This window comes from Actinophytocola sp. (genome assembly GCF_036378875.1).
Classification (GTDB): Bacteria; Actinomycetota; Actinomycetes; order Mycobacteriales; family Pseudonocardiaceae; genus Actinophytocola.
The window spans coordinates 1-14,465 of sequence record NZ_DASUVO010000146.1 but is presented as its reverse complement, the minus strand read 5'-3'; the positions used below and the strand labels follow the sequence as shown (position 1 = coordinate 14,465).

Annotated in this window: 16 protein-coding genes; 10 read left to right on the top strand and 6 right to left on the bottom strand. The window is 69.4% G+C overall.

Annotation, left to right across the window (positions count from 1 at the left end; genetic code table 11):
• Nucleotides 1-272: 272 nt before the first annotated feature.
• From VF106_RS41990 to VF106_RS41975, 4 genes are read right to left on the bottom strand one after another with little or no spacing between them, the layout of a single operon-like run.
• The gene (locus VF106_RS41990) at nucleotides 273-1,016 is read right to left on the bottom strand and encodes a polysaccharide deacetylase family protein (RefSeq protein ID WP_330845611.1); all 744 of its coding nucleotides are present in this window, start codon (nucleotides 1,014-1,016) and stop codon (nucleotides 273-275) included.
• Nucleotides 1,017-1,037: 21 nt separating this feature from the next.
• Nucleotides 1,038-1,712: a sigma-70 family RNA polymerase sigma factor family protein gene (locus tag VF106_RS41985; RefSeq protein ID WP_330845610.1), complete on the bottom strand. Its 675-nt coding sequence runs from the start codon at nucleotides 1,710-1,712 to the stop codon at nucleotides 1,038-1,040.
• Nucleotides 1,705-2,595 carry an RNA polymerase sigma-70 factor gene (locus VF106_RS41980; RefSeq protein ID WP_330845609.1) on the bottom strand — a complete coding sequence of 297 codons (891 nt, stop codon included), beginning with the start codon at nucleotides 2,593-2,595 and terminating at the stop codon, nucleotides 1,705-1,707. Before VF106_RS41980 ends, VF106_RS41985 begins: the two co-directional genes overlap by 8 nt.
• Nucleotides 2,592-2,810, bottom strand: coding sequence for a hypothetical protein (locus tag VF106_RS41975; protein WP_330845608.1), 219 nt, complete (start codon nucleotides 2,808-2,810; stop codon nucleotides 2,592-2,594). The genes VF106_RS41980 and VF106_RS41975 overlap by 4 nt, the downstream gene beginning before the upstream one ends.
• A gap of 163 nt (nucleotides 2,811-2,973) precedes the next feature.
• Between VF106_RS41975 and VF106_RS41970 the strand changes: the two genes are divergently transcribed.
• The 5 genes from VF106_RS41970 (at nucleotide 2,974) to VF106_RS41950 (ending at nucleotide 7,492) form a co-directional block, all read left to right on the top strand.
• Complete coding sequence (locus VF106_RS41970; protein WP_330845607.1) at nucleotides 2,974-4,173, top strand: low temperature requirement protein A; 1,200 nt, start codon at nucleotides 2,974-2,976, stop codon at nucleotides 4,171-4,173.
• 69 nt (nucleotides 4,174-4,242) lie between these two features.
• The gene (locus VF106_RS41965; protein ID WP_330845606.1) at nucleotides 4,243-5,187 is read left to right on the top strand and encodes an alpha/beta hydrolase; all 945 of its coding nucleotides are present in this window, start codon (nucleotides 4,243-4,245) and stop codon (nucleotides 5,185-5,187) included.
• A gap of 11 nt (nucleotides 5,188-5,198) precedes the next feature.
• Nucleotides 5,199-5,909 carry an alpha/beta fold hydrolase gene (locus VF106_RS41960; RefSeq protein ID WP_330845605.1) on the top strand — a complete coding sequence of 237 codons (711 nt, stop codon included), beginning with the start codon at nucleotides 5,199-5,201 and terminating at the stop codon, nucleotides 5,907-5,909.
• The gene (locus tag VF106_RS41955) at nucleotides 5,906-6,955 is read left to right on the top strand and encodes a ferritin-like domain-containing protein (RefSeq protein ID WP_330845604.1); all 1,050 of its coding nucleotides are present in this window, start codon (nucleotides 5,906-5,908) and stop codon (nucleotides 6,953-6,955) included. Before VF106_RS41960 ends, VF106_RS41955 begins: the two co-directional genes overlap by 4 nt.
• A 36-nt stretch (nucleotides 6,956-6,991) precedes the next feature.
• Complete coding sequence (locus tag VF106_RS41950) at nucleotides 6,992-7,492, top strand: RDD family protein (RefSeq protein WP_330845603.1); 501 nt, start codon at nucleotides 6,992-6,994, stop codon at nucleotides 7,490-7,492.
• A 5-nt stretch (nucleotides 7,493-7,497) separates the two neighbouring features.
• On the opposite strand, the gene VF106_RS41945 is transcribed toward VF106_RS41950, so the two are convergent.
• A complete protein-coding gene (locus tag VF106_RS41945) occupies nucleotides 7,498-8,175 on the bottom strand; it encodes a response regulator (protein WP_330845602.1) in 678 nt (225 codons plus the stop codon).
• Entirely contained in the window at nucleotides 8,172-9,815 is a 1,644-nt protein-coding gene (locus tag VF106_RS41940; protein ID WP_330845601.1) for a sensor histidine kinase, read from the bottom strand. Before VF106_RS41940 ends, VF106_RS41945 begins: the two co-directional genes overlap by 4 nt.
• 98 nt (nucleotides 9,816-9,913) lie before the next feature.
• Here VF106_RS41940 and VF106_RS41935 point away from each other — a divergent pair, with 98 nt between their 5' ends.
• The 5 genes from VF106_RS41935 (at nucleotide 9,914) to VF106_RS41915 (ending at nucleotide 14,327) form a co-directional block, all read left to right on the top strand.
• Entirely contained in the window at nucleotides 9,914-10,921 is a 1,008-nt protein-coding gene (locus tag VF106_RS41935; protein ID WP_330845600.1) for a Bug family tripartite tricarboxylate transporter substrate binding protein, read from the top strand.
• Complete coding sequence (locus VF106_RS41930) at nucleotides 10,921-11,433, top strand: tripartite tricarboxylate transporter TctB family protein (RefSeq protein ID WP_330845599.1); 513 nt, start codon at nucleotides 10,921-10,923, stop codon at nucleotides 11,431-11,433. Before VF106_RS41935 ends, VF106_RS41930 begins: the two co-directional genes overlap by 1 nt.
• On the top strand, nucleotides 11,433-12,932 hold the full coding sequence (locus VF106_RS41925) for a tripartite tricarboxylate transporter permease (RefSeq protein WP_330845598.1): 1,500 nt from the start codon (nucleotides 11,433-11,435) through the stop codon (nucleotides 12,930-12,932). The genes VF106_RS41930 and VF106_RS41925 overlap by 1 nt, the downstream gene beginning before the upstream one ends.
• Before the next feature lie 109 nt (nucleotides 12,933-13,041).
• Nucleotides 13,042-14,010: a pirin family protein gene (locus VF106_RS41920; RefSeq protein ID WP_330845597.1), complete on the top strand. Its 969-nt coding sequence runs from the start codon at nucleotides 13,042-13,044 to the stop codon at nucleotides 14,008-14,010.
• Nucleotides 14,007-14,327 (top strand): GNAT family N-acetyltransferase, encoded by a 321-nt coding sequence (locus VF106_RS41915; RefSeq protein WP_330845596.1) that lies wholly within the window; start codon nucleotides 14,007-14,009, stop codon nucleotides 14,325-14,327. Before VF106_RS41920 ends, VF106_RS41915 begins: the two co-directional genes overlap by 4 nt.
• Nucleotides 14,328-14,465: the final 138 nt, after the last annotated feature.

Sequence of the window (14,465 nt, the reverse complement as noted above, 5' to 3'; positions counted from 1 at the left end):
GCCGCGGTGCGCCGCACCGAGGAGCACCTACGCCGCGCCGGCCTCGTGTCGACGGCTCTCCTGTGGCGCTGACGCGTGGCTACTGGGCCGATACCGTCAGCGAACGGGGCCGCGCCGGTGCCTCGTTCCGTGGCGAGGGCCTGGGCATTCGTAGATCTACGACCCAAGCCTCGTTCACCCCGAACGCGCCGCGGCCGCCGTGCGAGCGGGTGTGGCCAGCGTCCTCAACGGCCTGACCGGAATGTCGTCCGGCTGGGCGACAAGGCCTCCGGTTACCTTCCCTGATACGCCAACAGTTCCGACACCGTGACGAAGCGGTATCCGTCGGCCTTCAGGCGGCTGATGATCGGTGTGACGGCGAGGCGGGTTTGGTCCCGGTCGGCGTACATGCCGTGCAGCAGGATGATCGAACCGGGGCGGGTGTGCTCGACGGTGGCGTCCACGATGCGTTGGGCACCGGCGTCGGCCTCGGCGGAGTCCGGTTCGACGTCCCACATGATCGTCTTTCGGTTGTGCTGGTCGAGGTAGTACGGCAGTGCCAGCAGCTTCTTGCCGTTCGGCGGCCGGAACGTGATCTCGCCTTCGTAGCCTGCTCGCCGGATGAGCGCGTCGGTCCTCTCCACCTCCTCGGCGACGAAACCATCCGAGACGAACCACATGCGCTCGTGGGTGTAGGTGTGGTTGCCCAGTTCGTGCCCGGCCGACGCGATATCCCTGGCAAGGTCGGGATGCTTCGCCATGTCCTGGCCGATCAGGAAGAACGTGGCCGGCACGTCGGCGCTGGCCAGGGCGTCCAGCAACTGCCTGGTACCGGCGGGATCCGGGCCGTCGTCGAACGTCAGCGCGACGACCCTGGCCGAGGTGTCCACGCGGTCGGTCAGACCACCGAAGGCCTGGAACGTCCTGGCGTTGGCGACGACCCGCAGGCCGAACAGCGAGGCGGCGACCATCACCACCGTGACCAGGCTGATCACCATCCACCGTGGGACGCGGCGGGAGGCAGGGAGAAAACGCACGGCGTCGATCCTGGCGGATCGTCATTCGCCGGGCGTCGGGCGGTGCCAGGCGTGTAGTTTGTCCGGGTTCAGCACGATCCACACGGCGGTGACCTCGGTGCCGGCGATGCTCACGCTGACCACCGCCAAGGCCTTGCCCGCCCGGCGCAGCGTCAGGCCGGCGCGGCCGTTCACGGACTCCACGGCCAGCACGGCGCCCGAACCACAGGTCAGCAGTGCGGCGACGAACTGGGCGACCTCGGGTGCGCCCTGTATCGGGCGTACCGGCGCCCGCACCTTGCCCCCGCCGTCACACACGACCACGGCGTCAGGGGTGAGGATCGCCGCCAGCGCCGCGATGTCTCCCGTCTCGCAGGCCGCGGCGATCCGGCGTGCGACGTGCTCGTGCGCGGCGAGCGTGGCCGGGTCCGGTGAGACGGCGGGGAGCCGAGGGTGGACCGTGGGCGGATCGCGGTCCGGTACCGACGCCGGGGCGGTGCCGAGCAGGTCGAGACAGAACTGCGCCGCGGCCCGCGTCAGCCAGGCTTTCGGCAGCGGGATGGCGGCGCGTTCGTCATCGCCGAGCGCGTACCAGCGGCGATAGGTCTCCTGGACGATCCACTCTGCCGTGGCGGCCGAGTCGAACATCCACATCGCGAGCTCGAGCAGGTGCTGCCGTTCGTCGAGCATCTCCGCCAGTGAGCCGGCTTCAGACACGGCCGGTCGCCGCCATGATCTTGGCCGGGTTCATCATCCAGAGGACCTGGTCGATGCCCTCGGCGGAGGCGTTGACACTGAGCACCGCGAACACGTCTCCGCCGCTGCGCAGCAGCGCGGCGGCCTGTCCGTTCGTGGTCGCCCACGACACGTCGACCCCGGCCCAGAACCGGCTCGCGAACGCCCGGTGGTACTTCGCCACCCGGAGCGAGCCGACGACGGGGATACGGGAGGCCCGCACGGCGCCGCCGCCGTCGGAGTAGCTGACCACGTCGGCGGCGAGGATCGCCTCCAGCGCCGCCAGATCGCCGGTGTGGGCGGCGGAGACGAAGGTGGTCAGCAGTTTTCGTTGCTCGGCGTCGGTCACCGGCGCCCGCCGTGCCGTGGTCAGGTGTTTGCGGGCCCTGCTGACCAGTTGTCGTACGGCGGGCTCGTTGATCTGGAGGATGTCGGCGATCTGCCGGTACGGGTAGTCGAACGCCTCGCGGAGCACATACGCCGCGCGTTCGTTGGGGGTCAGCCGCTCCAACAGGATGAGAACCGCGAACCCCAGGGCCTCGCCGCGCTCGGCGCCCAGGTGCGGATCCGCGCTGGTGTCGACGGGTTCGGGCAGCCACGGGCCGATGTAGGTCTCACGGCGGACGCGTGCGGTCCGTGTGGCATTGATCGCCAGCCGCGTGGTCGCCGTCGCCAGGAACGCGGCCGGGTCGACCACCGTTGCGCGGTCGTAAGCCTGCCAGCGCAGCCACACCTCCTGCACCAGATCCTCGGCGTCCGTGGCGCTGCCCAGCATGCGGTAGGCGATTCCGAACAGGCGTGGACGCAGGTCCGCGAAGACCGCGCTTGCCTGCTCGAGGTCGTCCAGACCGGGTTTCCCGGTCACGGGCGCCGATCCTGGGAGGGACCGTCCTCCATGGCCTCGACCGCGCCGAGGAGACCACGCAGCCCGACCTCGTAGCGCTCGGCGTCTGTCGCGTCGAACTGCCACTCGCTGATCGGGAGGTCGGCGACCTCCTCCGGGTGGCTCGACTCGGTGATCGTCAGCTCCGCCTCGACCTCGACCTCGAGCCCGTGCAGGAAGTCGTTCTCGTCGGACATGGGCGCTACCTCCGTGACGTGTGATTCGCCAGCTGAGACAGGACAGCCCGCGTCGTTGTGACAGCCGCGGCGAAATTACCTGGTCACGAGACGCGTGTCACAGACCGGGACGCTGTCCTGTCCTGTTGGGAGGACCGACCGGACGTCGAACGGAGCGAACCCCTTGGCAACCCCCAGCACCAGGATCCGGATCCGCGTCCGGATGACCGCGCGCCCGATCGACGAGCCCCACCGCGCCTCGAGCCAGCTCGAGCTGCTGTTCGACCTCATCTTCGTGGTGGCCGTCGCGGCGGCAACGGCCGAGCTCGCGCATCGTCTCGCCGACGGGCACGGTCTTGAGGGGCTCGCCGGTTTCCTGCAGGTCTTCTTCGCGATCTGGTGGGCGTGGATGAACTTCACCTGGTTCGCGTCGTCGTACGACACCGACGACGTCGTGTACCGGTTGCTGACCATGGTGCAGATGGGCGGGGTGCTCGTCCTCGCCGCGGGTGTGCCCGCCGCGGCCGACTTCGACTACCGTGCGGTCACGGTCGGCTATCTCATCATGCGGATCGGGCTTGTCACGCAGTGGCTGCGGGTCGGGATCGAGGACCCGGCGAGCAGGCGGACCGCATTGCGTTACGCCACCGGCATCTCCGTGCTGCAGGTGGGCTGGTTGGTGCGCCTGCTCCTCGCGGACGCGGGTGTGCTGTCGCCGGCCGGCCAGCACGCGCTCTTCGTCGGCCTGGTCGTCCTGGAGCTCGCGGTCCCGCGATGGGCGGAACGCGCCAGGCCCACCAACTGGCATCCGCACCACATCGCCGAGCGCTACGGGCTCTTCACGATCATCCTGCTCGGCGAGAGCGTCCTCGCCGCGATCACCGGTGTCCGAGGGGCGATCGAGGCGGCCGCGATCGGCGGTTCGTTCGTCACCATGGCGATCTCGGGGCTGGTCCTGCTGTTCGCCCTCTGGTGGCTGTACTTCCTTGAGCCGGCCGGCGAGGGTCTCAACGACCGGCGCCACCGGTCCTACCTGTGGGGCTACGGCCACTACGGGATCTTCGCGGCTCTCGCGGCGCTGGGCGCCAGCCTCGAGGTCGCGGTCGAGTACACCGGGGGACACCTCGCGGCATCGCCTCTCGCGATCAGCTACGCGGTCGCGATCTCGGTCGGCGTGTTCCTCGTCCTGCTCTGGTTGGTCCACGCGCCCATCGTGGCGAAGCCCGTGATCCATCCCGCCGCGGTGCTGGTCTGCGCCACCGTCGTCCTGCTGTTGCCGCTCGCCGCGCCGCGGTTCGGCGTGTCCGTGGTGGTCGCGGGAATCGCGGCCGTCTGCGCACTGCTGATCGCCTTCACGATCACACCGAAGGCGGACCCTGCCTGATGCGCTTCTGTCACAGATCGCGCGGCTGCGCTGTCTTGGCTCGGTGACGGCAAAGAAAGGCAGTCTCAGATGAGAAAGTACATTCTGGAACCGGCCGCGCGGGCTTTCGCCGAAGCAGCCGCCCAGCCACCGTTCCTGTACGAGCTCGGACCCGAGCGCGCTCGTCAGGTGCTCGCCGACATCCAGGCGGCACCGGTCGACAAGCTTCCCGTTCAGGAGAAGTGGATCACCGTTCCCGCCGGGGTCGGCGACGTGCGGGTGCGCATCGTCAAGCCGGTTGGGGCCGAAGAGGAGTTGCCGACGATCCTGTACGTCCACGGTGGTGGCTGGATCCTCGGCGACGCCGGCACCCATGACCGGCTCGTCCGGGAACTGGCCGTCGGGGTGGACGCCGCGGTCGTGTTCGTCGAGTACGACCGCTCGCCCGAGGCCCGCTACCCGGTCGCGATCGAGCAGGCGTACGCCACCGCACAGTGGATCACCGAGCACGGGGCGAGCGAGGGGCTCGACAGCTCGCGCCTCGCCGTGGCCGGGGACTCCGTGGGCGGCAACATGACCGCGGCACTGACGATCCTCGCCAAGCAACGCGGGGACGTGCGGTTCGTGCACCAGTCGCTGTACTACCCGGTCACCGACGCCGGTCAGGACACCGGCAGCTACCGCGAGTTCGCCGACGGACCGCACCTCACCGCCAAGGCCATGGCGTGGTTCTGGGACGCCTACCTGCCCGAGAAGGACAAGCGTGACGAGATCACCGCGTCACCGCTGCGCGCGACCGTCGAGGAACTCACCGGACTGCCCGACGCCTTCCTGATCGTGGACGAGAACGACGTCCTGCGCGACGAAGGCGAGGCCTACGGCCGCAAGCTCACCGAGGCGGGCGTGCGCACCGTCAGCGCCCGCTACAACGGCACCCTGCACGACTTCATGATGCTCAACCCCGTACGCCGCACCGCCGCCTCTACCGCCGCGATCGAGCAGGCGACCCACGTCCTGCGCAAGGCACTCGGCTGAAGGGAAACACCATGACCGAGCAGAAACCGACCATCGTCCTCGTCCACGGCGCGTTCGCCGAGTCCGCGAGCTGGAGAGGAGTCGTCGAGCGAATGCGCGACAGACCCGTGGACGTCGTCGCGGTCGCCAACCCGTTGCGTAGCCTGCCGGGCGACGCCGCCTACGTCCGCGACGTGCTCGGCGGAGTCGACGGACCAGTGGTGCTCGTCGGCCACTCGTACGGCGGCATGGTGATCACCGAGGCCGCGGCGGGCAGCACTCAGGTGACCGCTCTCGTCTACGTCTGCGCGTTCGCGCCCGAGCAGGGCGAGTCCGCGTTGGAGCTGTCGACCAAGTTCCCCGGCGGCACCCTCGGTGCGACGCTCACCGCCTACCCGGTCACGACCGGCGGCAACGAGTTCGCCATCCGGCCGGACGCCTTCCACCAGCAGTTCGCCGCGGACGTGCCCGCCGACGAGGCCGCCGTCATGGGTGCGACCCAGCGCCCGGTCACGGAGATCGCGCTCACCACCGGGCTGCCGACGGACACCCCGGCCTGGCAGTCGATCCCGTCGTGGTTTGTCTTCAGCGACCAGGACCGCAACATCCCGGTGGCCCTGCATCGCTTCATGGCGGATCGGGCCGGTGCCAAGGGAGTACGCGAGGTGCCCGGCGCGTCGCACGCGCTCAGCGTCTCCCAACCCGACGCGGTGACGGCGTCGATCCTCGAGGCCGTGCGATGACGGACACCGGTGGTGCGCACGCCATCCACACTCTCGATGATCTCCGTCGCCACCTGCAGTGGGCGATCGAGCTGGAGCACGCGACCATTCCCCCTTACCTGTGCGCGCTGTACTCGTTGGACCCGGACCGCAATCCCGAAGCCGCGCAGGTGGTCGGCACCGTCCTCACCGAGGAGATGCTCCACATGGCACTGGCCGCGAACCTGCTGAACGCAGTCGGCGGTTCGCCCAGAATGGACACACCCGAGCTCCTGCCGACGTATCCGCATCCGCTGCCCCACGGCGACCGGTCCGTGGAGGTCCATCTGGCTCCCTTCGGCACCGAGGCTCTCGACCTGTTCCTGCGTATCGAGCAGCCCGCGTCGGCGGACGCGCCGCCGCAGTCGGACGAGTACCAGACGATCGGGCAGTTCTATGCCGCCATCGAGGCCGGGTTTTTCGCGCTGTGCGACGAGATCGGCGAAGCCGAGGTCTTCTGCGGCGCGCCGGAACGGCAGGTCGGCGAGCTCCACTTCAGCGGCGGAGGCGGCGAGGTCATCGTCGTCCACGATCTGAAGTCCGCGTCGGCCGCGCTGGCGGAGATCATCGAGCAGGGCGAGGGAGCCGCGCGCACCGACGTGTGGGACGGCGACCGCGACGTCTTCCACCCCGAGCGCGACGAGGTCGCGCATTTCTACCGCTTCCAGGAGCTTCGCCTCGGCCGCCGCTACCAGTCCGGCGACACGCCACAGTCGGGGCCTACCGGCGAGAAGGTCGCGATCGATCTCGACGGGGTGCTGCCGATGCGGCACAACCCCCGGACCGCCGACTACCCGGAAGGCAGCCCCATCCGCGTTGCCCAGGAGGAGTTCAACCAGACCTACAGTCTTCTGCTCTACCTGTTGGAGGAGTCCTTCAACGGCAGTCCGAGCCAGCTGAAGGACGCCATCGCCACGATGTACGCACTGCGCGCACAGGCCATGGCACTCATGAGGATGCCCACCGGTGACGGGCGCACGACCGCGGGTCCGACCTTCGAATACGTGCCACCCGAGCAGCGAACCTGACACATCGGCGCCTCGCGTCCGGCATCATCTGCTGCTGTGAGCACATCGTCGGCCGAGCCGCCGTTACCCGATGGAGCAGGACGTCCCAGGCGGACGTCAGTCGAGCTGGTCGCAGTCCGGCGTCGAGACCTCGTCCCGTCCTCGGCCGCGGCCCTCGAGCATGTCAAGCACGGCGCCAAGAACGACCCGCGTTACCCGTCGCCACGGGAGCTGCGGTCGGTCATCTCCTTCGCGATCGACCTGGTCGCGCACTGGGCGCTGGCGTTTCTGATCGCGTTTCCGGTGTCCCGGCTCGGCATCGGTTCCGAGAGCTTCGCCCCGGTGCTCCTCGTGCTCGCCGCCCTGGTCCTGTTCGTTCTGGTCTCCTTCGTGGATCGTGTGCTGGTGCAGTCCGTCTTCGGCGCGACCGTCGGCAAGGCGTTGACCGGCCTGCGGATGATCCGGGACGACACGGGTGGTCCGGGGACCCTGTGGCTGTTCCTGCGGAACTGGTTGCTCAGCATCCTCGTCGTCGTCGGGGCCGCACTGGGACCGTGAGCCGGCTACCCGCTCACCCACCGGTAGCGGCGCTCGGGGCGGCCCGCGGTGTGGTAGCGCAACGACAGCTCCGCCTTCCCGGTCTTGTGCAGGTGTTCCAGGTACAGACGGGCGCTGCCGCGGGAGATGCCGACCTGGGTGCCGCACTCCGCCGCGGACAGTGTGTCGGGCGCCTGCCGCAGTGTGTGCGAGACGAGCTCGGCGGTGTGGCCGCTGAGTCCTTTCGGGAGTGTGGTGGCCGCCGGGCGGGACGTGGTCCTCGTGAGCAGTCGGTCCACATCGGACTGCGAGTGGACGGTGCCGGTGTCGGGTCCGGTGCGCTGGGCGGCGTAGAGCTCGAGCCGGTCGCGCAGGTCGGCCACGTTGAACGGCTTCAGCAGGTAGTTGACCACTCCTTGGCGGACACAGGCCCGGATCGCCGCGCTGTCATTGGCGGCCGAGATCACCAGCACGTCGCACTCCAGGTCCGTGCCGCGCAGCCAGGTCACGACCTCGAGGCCGAACATGTCGGGCAGGTAGAGGTCGAGCAGGACCAGGTCGGGGCGCAGCTCGGTGAGCGCGGTGACGGCGTCCCGCCCGGTGTGCGCGGTCCCGACGACCTGGAAGCCGGGCACCTGGCGCACATATCCACAGTGGACTCTGGCGATGTTGAAGTCGTCGTCGACGACGAGCACGTCGATCATCTGGCGTCTCCCTCGGCGGCGTCGACGAGTGCCAGGTGCGCGGCCACCGACATCCTGGCGACGAACATGGCGCCGTCAGCGGTGTTGGTCACCGAGATCTCGCCACCGCGGCGTTTGCACACGTGCCGGGTCAACGCGAGGCCGATGCCCCGCTCGCCGGCCTGTGCGGCCTTGGTGGTGAACCCGTGTGTGAACACCTCCTGGGCGAGCTCGGGTGCCACGCCGGGGCCGGAGTCCTGCACCACGATCTCCACAGTGGACGAGTCGTGTCGCAGCTCCACCTCCACCCAGGCGCCCCGCCCGTCCTTGCCGGCGGTGGCCGCGTCCAGCGCGTTGTCGACGAGGTTGCCGACGACCGTCGCCACGTCGGCGGAGTCGTGGGGATCGAGGCGTTCCAGCGAGGTCCGCTCGGAGATCCGCAGGCTCACCTTGCGCTCGGCGGCTTGCGCGGACTTCGCCATCAGCAGCGCCGACACCGCGGTGTCGTGGATCCGCCTGGTGACGCTCAGGTCCAGCGAGTGCCGGTGCTCGCTGAGCGCGTCGACGTAGCGCACGACCTCGTCCACCTCCCCGATCTGGATCAACCCGGAGATCGTGTGCAGCTGGTTGGCGAACTCGTGCGCCTGCGCCCTGAGCAGTTCGGTGGAGCTGCGGAACGAGCCCAGCTCCCGTTCCCGCTCCGCCAGCTCCGTGCGGTCCCGCAGGGTCGTCACCGAGCCGAGCCGCCTGCTGTCCTTGGTGATCTCCATCCGGTTCATGATCAGCACGCGGCCACGGCGCAACACGACCTGGTCCCGCGTGCCGCCGCCCGCCGTGACCAGCACGTCACGCAACCTGCCTTCGATACCCAGCTCGGTGAGGCTCCTGCCGACACAGCGCGCCGGCAGGTCGAGCAGCGTTCGCGCGACGTCGTTGACCAACGTGATCCGGTGCTGTGGGTCGAGCGCGATCACGCCCTCGGCGATGCCGTAGAGCATCGCCTCGCGGTACTCGGCGAGACCGGCGATCTCCCTCGGCTCCATCCCGAACGTCTGCCGCTTGATCCGGCGGGCGAGCAGCCACGAGCCGAGCAACCCGATGAGGCTCGCGATGCCCAGATATATCCCCAGATACGACCAGGCCCCGCGCAGCCGTGCCCAGGTCGTCGGCGCGGCCTCACCGATCATCACCGTGCCGAGGGTGTCACCGAGGTCCTCGCCGCCGGCGTCGAGCACGGGCACCTGGGCGACGAGCTCCGGGGAGCCGTCGATGATGAGCTCACCCGACCAGCCGCGTCCACTCGCGACCCCGGGGTCGCCCAGCGGCAGGCGCGTGCCGACCAGGATGGGGTTGGTGGAGCTGATCACCGTGCCGCCGGCGTCCGCGACGGTCACCGACGTGACACCCGACTGGGTCCGCGTGGACTGGACCTGTGTGGACAATGATTCACGAGAACCTTCCCGGCCGAGTTCATTCCGCACCAACGGGTTCGCGGCCAGCTGCTCGGCGAGGGCGACGACCCTGCGGCCCTCCACCCGGTTGAAGGTCGCGGCGGACTGGCTGATCGACAACGCGGCGACGGCCAGCAGCACCAGGACGATGATCGCCACCTGTAACGCCAGCAGCTGGCTGGCCAGGGAGCGGCGAGCGGTGATGACCACAATGAACACAACCTTCGCTACCGGCGTAACGCAGAAGAGCACGTCCCGAAGGGCAACCATCATCGCGCCGGACTCCCGATGAACGAAAGAGAACCGCGATGAAACTTTCCAGGAGCGCGCTGGTCGGCATCGTCGCCGCAGCGTCGATGCTGGCGGTCAGCGCATGCGGCGCTACCGCGAGCAACGGTGCCGATGGCGCCGGGTCCAATGGTGGCCCGGTGAGCGATCTACGGATCATGGTGCCGAACGCGCCTGGCAGCGGGTACGACACCACGGCGCGCACCGCCGCGCAGGTGTTGGAGGACAACGACATCGCGTCCGGCGTGGACGTGTTCAACCTGGCCGGCGCCGGTGGCACGGTCGGCCTGCAGCGCACGATCAACGAAAGAGGCAACGGCAAGTTAGCCATGCAGATGGGCCTCGGTGTCGTCGGCGCCTCCTACACCCAGGTGTCGGCGGGCAAGCTCACCGAGACGACCCCGATCGCCAAGCTGATCGAGGAACCCGGCGCGATCGTGGTGCCGAAGGACTCGCCGTACCAGACCATCGACGACCTGGTCGAAGCCTGGAAGGCGAACCCGAAGGGGCTGGCCGTCGGTGGCGGTTCCTCGCCGGGCGGCCCGGACCACCTGCTGCCCATGCAGCTGGCCAAGACGGTCGGCATCGACCCCAAGCAGGTCTCCTACGTCTCCTACGACGGCGGCGGCGAGCTGCTGCCCGCCATCCTCGGCGGCAAGATCGCCTTCGGCGCCAGCGGTTTCGGTGAGTTCCTCGACCAGATCGCGGCCGGCCAGGTGCGGGTGCTCGCGGTGACCAGTGCGGAGCGTATCGACGTGCTCGCCGACGCGCCGACGCTGAAGGAGTCGGACATCGACCTGGTGTTCACCAACTGGCGCGGGATCGTCGCGCCACCGGAGATCTCCGACGCGGACAAGAAGGTCTGGATCGACGTGCTGACGAAGATGCACGACACCCAGGGCTGGAAGGACCAGCTCGCCAAGCACGGCTGGACCGACGCGTTCGTCACCGGCGACGAGTTCGCCACCTTCCTCACCGCCCAGGACAAGACGGTCGCCGACATCCTGGCCGACCTCGGGCTGGCCTAGTGACCTCGCAGCAGAACACGACTGAGCGGAGCGAGGATCGCGCACAGTACGGGGTGTGCGCGTTCCTCGCCCTTCTCGGCGTCGCCGTCATCGTCGACGCCAGCCGTCTCGGCGAGGTCACGAGCAGCAACGACCCGATCGGGCCCCGTCCGGTGCCGATCATCCTCGGGGTCCTGCTGCTCGTGGTCGCCGTCGTCTACGCCGTGGACGTGGCCCGAGGCGGGCGGGGCGAGGAGGAGCACGGCGAGGACATCGACCTGAACATCCCCGCCAGCTGGCGCACGGTCGCCCTGCTGGTCGCCGTGTTCGTCGCCAACGCGTTGCTGATCGACTGGCTCGGCTGGGTCATCAGCGGATCCCTGCTGTTCTGGGGATCGGCCATCGTCCTGGGCAGCAGGCGCTACGTCACCGGCCTCGCGATCGCGATCATTCTGTCGCTGGTCACCTTCTACGCGTTCGCGATCGGACTGGGCGTGAGCCTGCCGGCCGGTGTGCTGCAAGGGATCCTGTGATGGGCGACCTGACCAACCTGCTGGACGGGTTCGCGAACGTCGTCACCCCGACGAACCTGCTGCTCGCGCTGGTCGGCGTGATCGTCGGCACCGCCGTCGGCGTCCTGCCCGGCATCGGCCCGGCGATGACCGTCGCGCTCCTGCTGCCGATCACCTTCGGCATGGGCCCGACCCAGGCCCTGATCATGTTCGCGGGCATCTTCTACGGCGGTATGTACGGCGGGTCGACGACGTCGATCCTGCTGAACACGCCGGGGGAGTCCTCGTCGGTGGTCACCGCGATCGAGGGCAACAGGATGGCCAAGGCCGGCCGTGCCGCGCAGGCCCTGGCGACGGCGGCGATCGGCTCGTTCGTCGCCGGCACCATCGGCACGCTGTTGCTCGTGCTGGTCACCCCTGTCGTGGTGACTTTCGCGATCAGCCTCGGCCCGCCGGACTACCTGGCGATGATCGTGCTGGCGTTCATCGCGGTCACCGCGGTGCTCGGCTCGTCGCGGGTGCGTGGCTTCGCCGCTCTCCTGCTCGGCCTGGTGATCGGCGTGATCGGCATCGACAAGGTGACCGGACAGCAGCGGCTGACGCTCGGTATGCCGCTGCTCGCGGACGGCATCGACGTCGTGGTCGTCGCGGTCGGCATCTTCGCGGTCGGCGAGGCGTTGTGGGTCGCCGCGCACCTGCGTCGCGTGAAGAGCCAGGTCATCCCCGTCGGCCAGCCGTGGCTGAGCCGGCAGGACTGGCGGCGGTCGTGGAAGCCGTGGCTGCGCGGCACCGCGCTGGGGTTCCCGTTCGGCGCGCTGCCGGTCGGCGGCGCCGAGATCCCCACGTTCCTGTCCTATGTCACGGAACGCAAGCTCACCAAGCACCCCGAGGAGTTCGGCCGGGGCGCGATCGAGGGCGTCGCCGGACCGGAGGCCGCGAACAACGCGTCGGCTGCCGGCACGCTGGTGCCCATGCTGGCGATCGGGCTGCCGACCAACGCCACCGCGGCGATGATGTTGCTGGCGTTCCAGTCCTACGGCATCCAGCCGGGGCCGTTGCTGTTCCAGCGGGAGTCCACACTGGTGTGGACGCTGATCGCCAGCCTGTTCGTCGGCAACCTGTTGCTGCTGGTGCTCAACCTGCCGCTCGCGCCGGCGTGGGCGAAGCTGCTCCGGATCCCGCGGCCGTACCTGTACGCGGGCATCCTGTTCTTCGCGTCCATGGGTGCCTACGCGGTCAACGCCCAGCCGTTCGACCTGTTCCTCCTGGCAATACTCGGGTTGCTCGGTTTCGGCATGCGCAGGTTCGGTCTGCCGGTCCTGCCGCTCATCGTGGGCGTGATCCTCGGCCCCATCGCCGAGCGCCAGGGCCGCATGGCACTCCAACTGTCGGGCGGCGACGCGTCCGGCCTGATCGGCGGCCCGGTGTCCTTTGTGGTCTACGCGCTCGTCGCGCTGATCCTGATCTGGCCCCTTCTGCGGAAGGTCGTCGCCCGGCCGCGCGAGCCGAGCCGGGTCTGAACCCACGCCCGCGGTGCGGTGTCCCCTTCAGGACACCGCACCGCGGGACGACGTGAGGGCTCGCGGAGTGCCCTGGTGACCTCGCCCGCCGCGGAAGTACGGTGGCGGTGTGAGCAATCTGGAAACGGCTCCCGCCGAGCTTGTCTGCCGTGGTGGGGAGCCCGTCGAGGCCGGCGTCGACGTGCTGACCGCCCGCGACGTCCCGATGGGCGGCCCGAGGGGCATGCGGGTTCGGCGGACGTTGCCGCAGCGCGCCCGGTCGCTCATCGGAGCCTGGTGTTTCGCCGACCACTACGGCCCTCTCGACCCGTCCGCCGGCGGCATGGACCTGCCGCCGCATCCGCACACCGGACTGCAGACGGTGACATGGCTGTTCGCCGGCGAGGTCGAACATCGTGACAGCCTCGGCACGCACTCCCTGGTGCATCCCGGCGAACTGAACCTCATGACGAGCGGGCACGGCATCTGCCACTCGGAGGTGTCCACCCCGGCCACGACCGTGCTGCACGGCGCGCAACTCTGGGTGGCGCTACCCGAAGCGCACCGGCACGGCGCCCGGGACTTCCACCACCACGTGCCAACGCCCGTCGACCTCGATGGGGCGACGGCACGGGTGTTCCTGGGTGAACTCGCTGGCGAGACTTCGCCCGTGCCGACGTTCACCCCGCTGCTGGGCGCCGAGATCGTGCTCGAGCCGGGGGCTCGCGTCAGGCTCCCGGTCGCACGGGAGTACGAGCACGGCGTCCTGGTCGACACGGGCTCGGTCGTGGTGGCCGGCATGCGCCTGGCACCGAGCGACCTCGGCTACGTGGCCCCCGGTGAGTCCATGGTGGAGCTGTCCAATGTGGACTCCCGGGCGGCCAGGGTCCTGCTGCTGGGAGGTGTTCCGTTCGGGGAGGACATCGTGATGTGGTGGAACTTCGTCGGACGCACGCACGACGAGATCGTGGCCTTCCGCGAGTCGTGGGAGGCCGAGTCGGACCAGTTCGGCCGCATCGGGGGCTACCGAGGAAAGCTCAGCAGGCTGCCGGCGCCGGCCCTGCCCAACGCGCGGCTCACCCCGAGGAGACACCCATGACAGAGCCGGCCGTCCGCCGCTCCGGTCACCACTACGAGATCCGGGTCGACGGCGAACTCGCCGGCCTCACCCAGTTCCGCGATCGAGAAGACCAACGAGTCTTCTACCACACCGAGATCGCCGGCACCTTCCGCGGCAAGGGAATGAGTGCTGTTCTCATCGCGGCCGCCCTCGACGACACCCGCGCGGCGGACATGCGCATCGTCCCCGTCTGCCCCGCCGTCGCCAAGTACCTGACGAAACACACCGAGTTCGCCGACATCACCGACCCGGTCGCCCCCGACATCCTGAACTGGCTCGACGCGGTGTTGGCATAAGGCCGCCCTCCCTTCATCGCACGGCCAGGGAAGCCAGCACGCGTACGTCCCAGGGGCCGAGGTCCAGTGTGCCGGGTACGGGTTCACCGGTGAGGGCGTCGGTCAGAGCCACCGGGGGTTGGACGCTGGCCGGTGCCC

Bases quoted from the DNA above. Each gene is read 5' to 3' on its own strand.
- VF106_RS41975 (WP_330845608.1), bottom strand. From the start codon at position 2,810: ATGTCCGACGAGAACGACTTCCTGCACGGGCTCGAGGTCGAGGTCGAG.
- VF106_RS41965 (WP_330845606.1), top strand. From the start codon at position 4,243: ATGAGAAAGTACATTCTGGAACCGGCCGCGCGGGCTTTCGCCGAAGCA.
- VF106_RS41960 (WP_330845605.1), top strand. From the start codon at position 5,199: ATGACCGAGCAGAAACCGACCATCGTCCTCGTCCACGGCGCGTTCGCC.
- VF106_RS41955 (WP_330845604.1), top strand. From the start codon at position 5,906: ATGACGGACACCGGTGGTGCGCACGCCATCCACACTCTCGATGATCTC.
- VF106_RS41945 (WP_330845602.1), bottom strand. From the start codon at position 8,175: ATGATCGACGTGCTCGTCGTCGACGACGACTTCAACATCGCCAGAGTC.
- VF106_RS41935 (WP_330845600.1), top strand. From the start codon at position 9,914: ATGAAACTTTCCAGGAGCGCGCTGGTCGGCATCGTCGCCGCAGCGTCG.
- VF106_RS41925 (WP_330845598.1), top strand. From the start codon at position 11,433: ATGGGCGACCTGACCAACCTGCTGGACGGGTTCGCGAACGTCGTCACC.
- VF106_RS41915 (WP_330845596.1), top strand. From the start codon at position 14,007: ATGACAGAGCCGGCCGTCCGCCGCTCCGGTCACCACTACGAGATCCGG.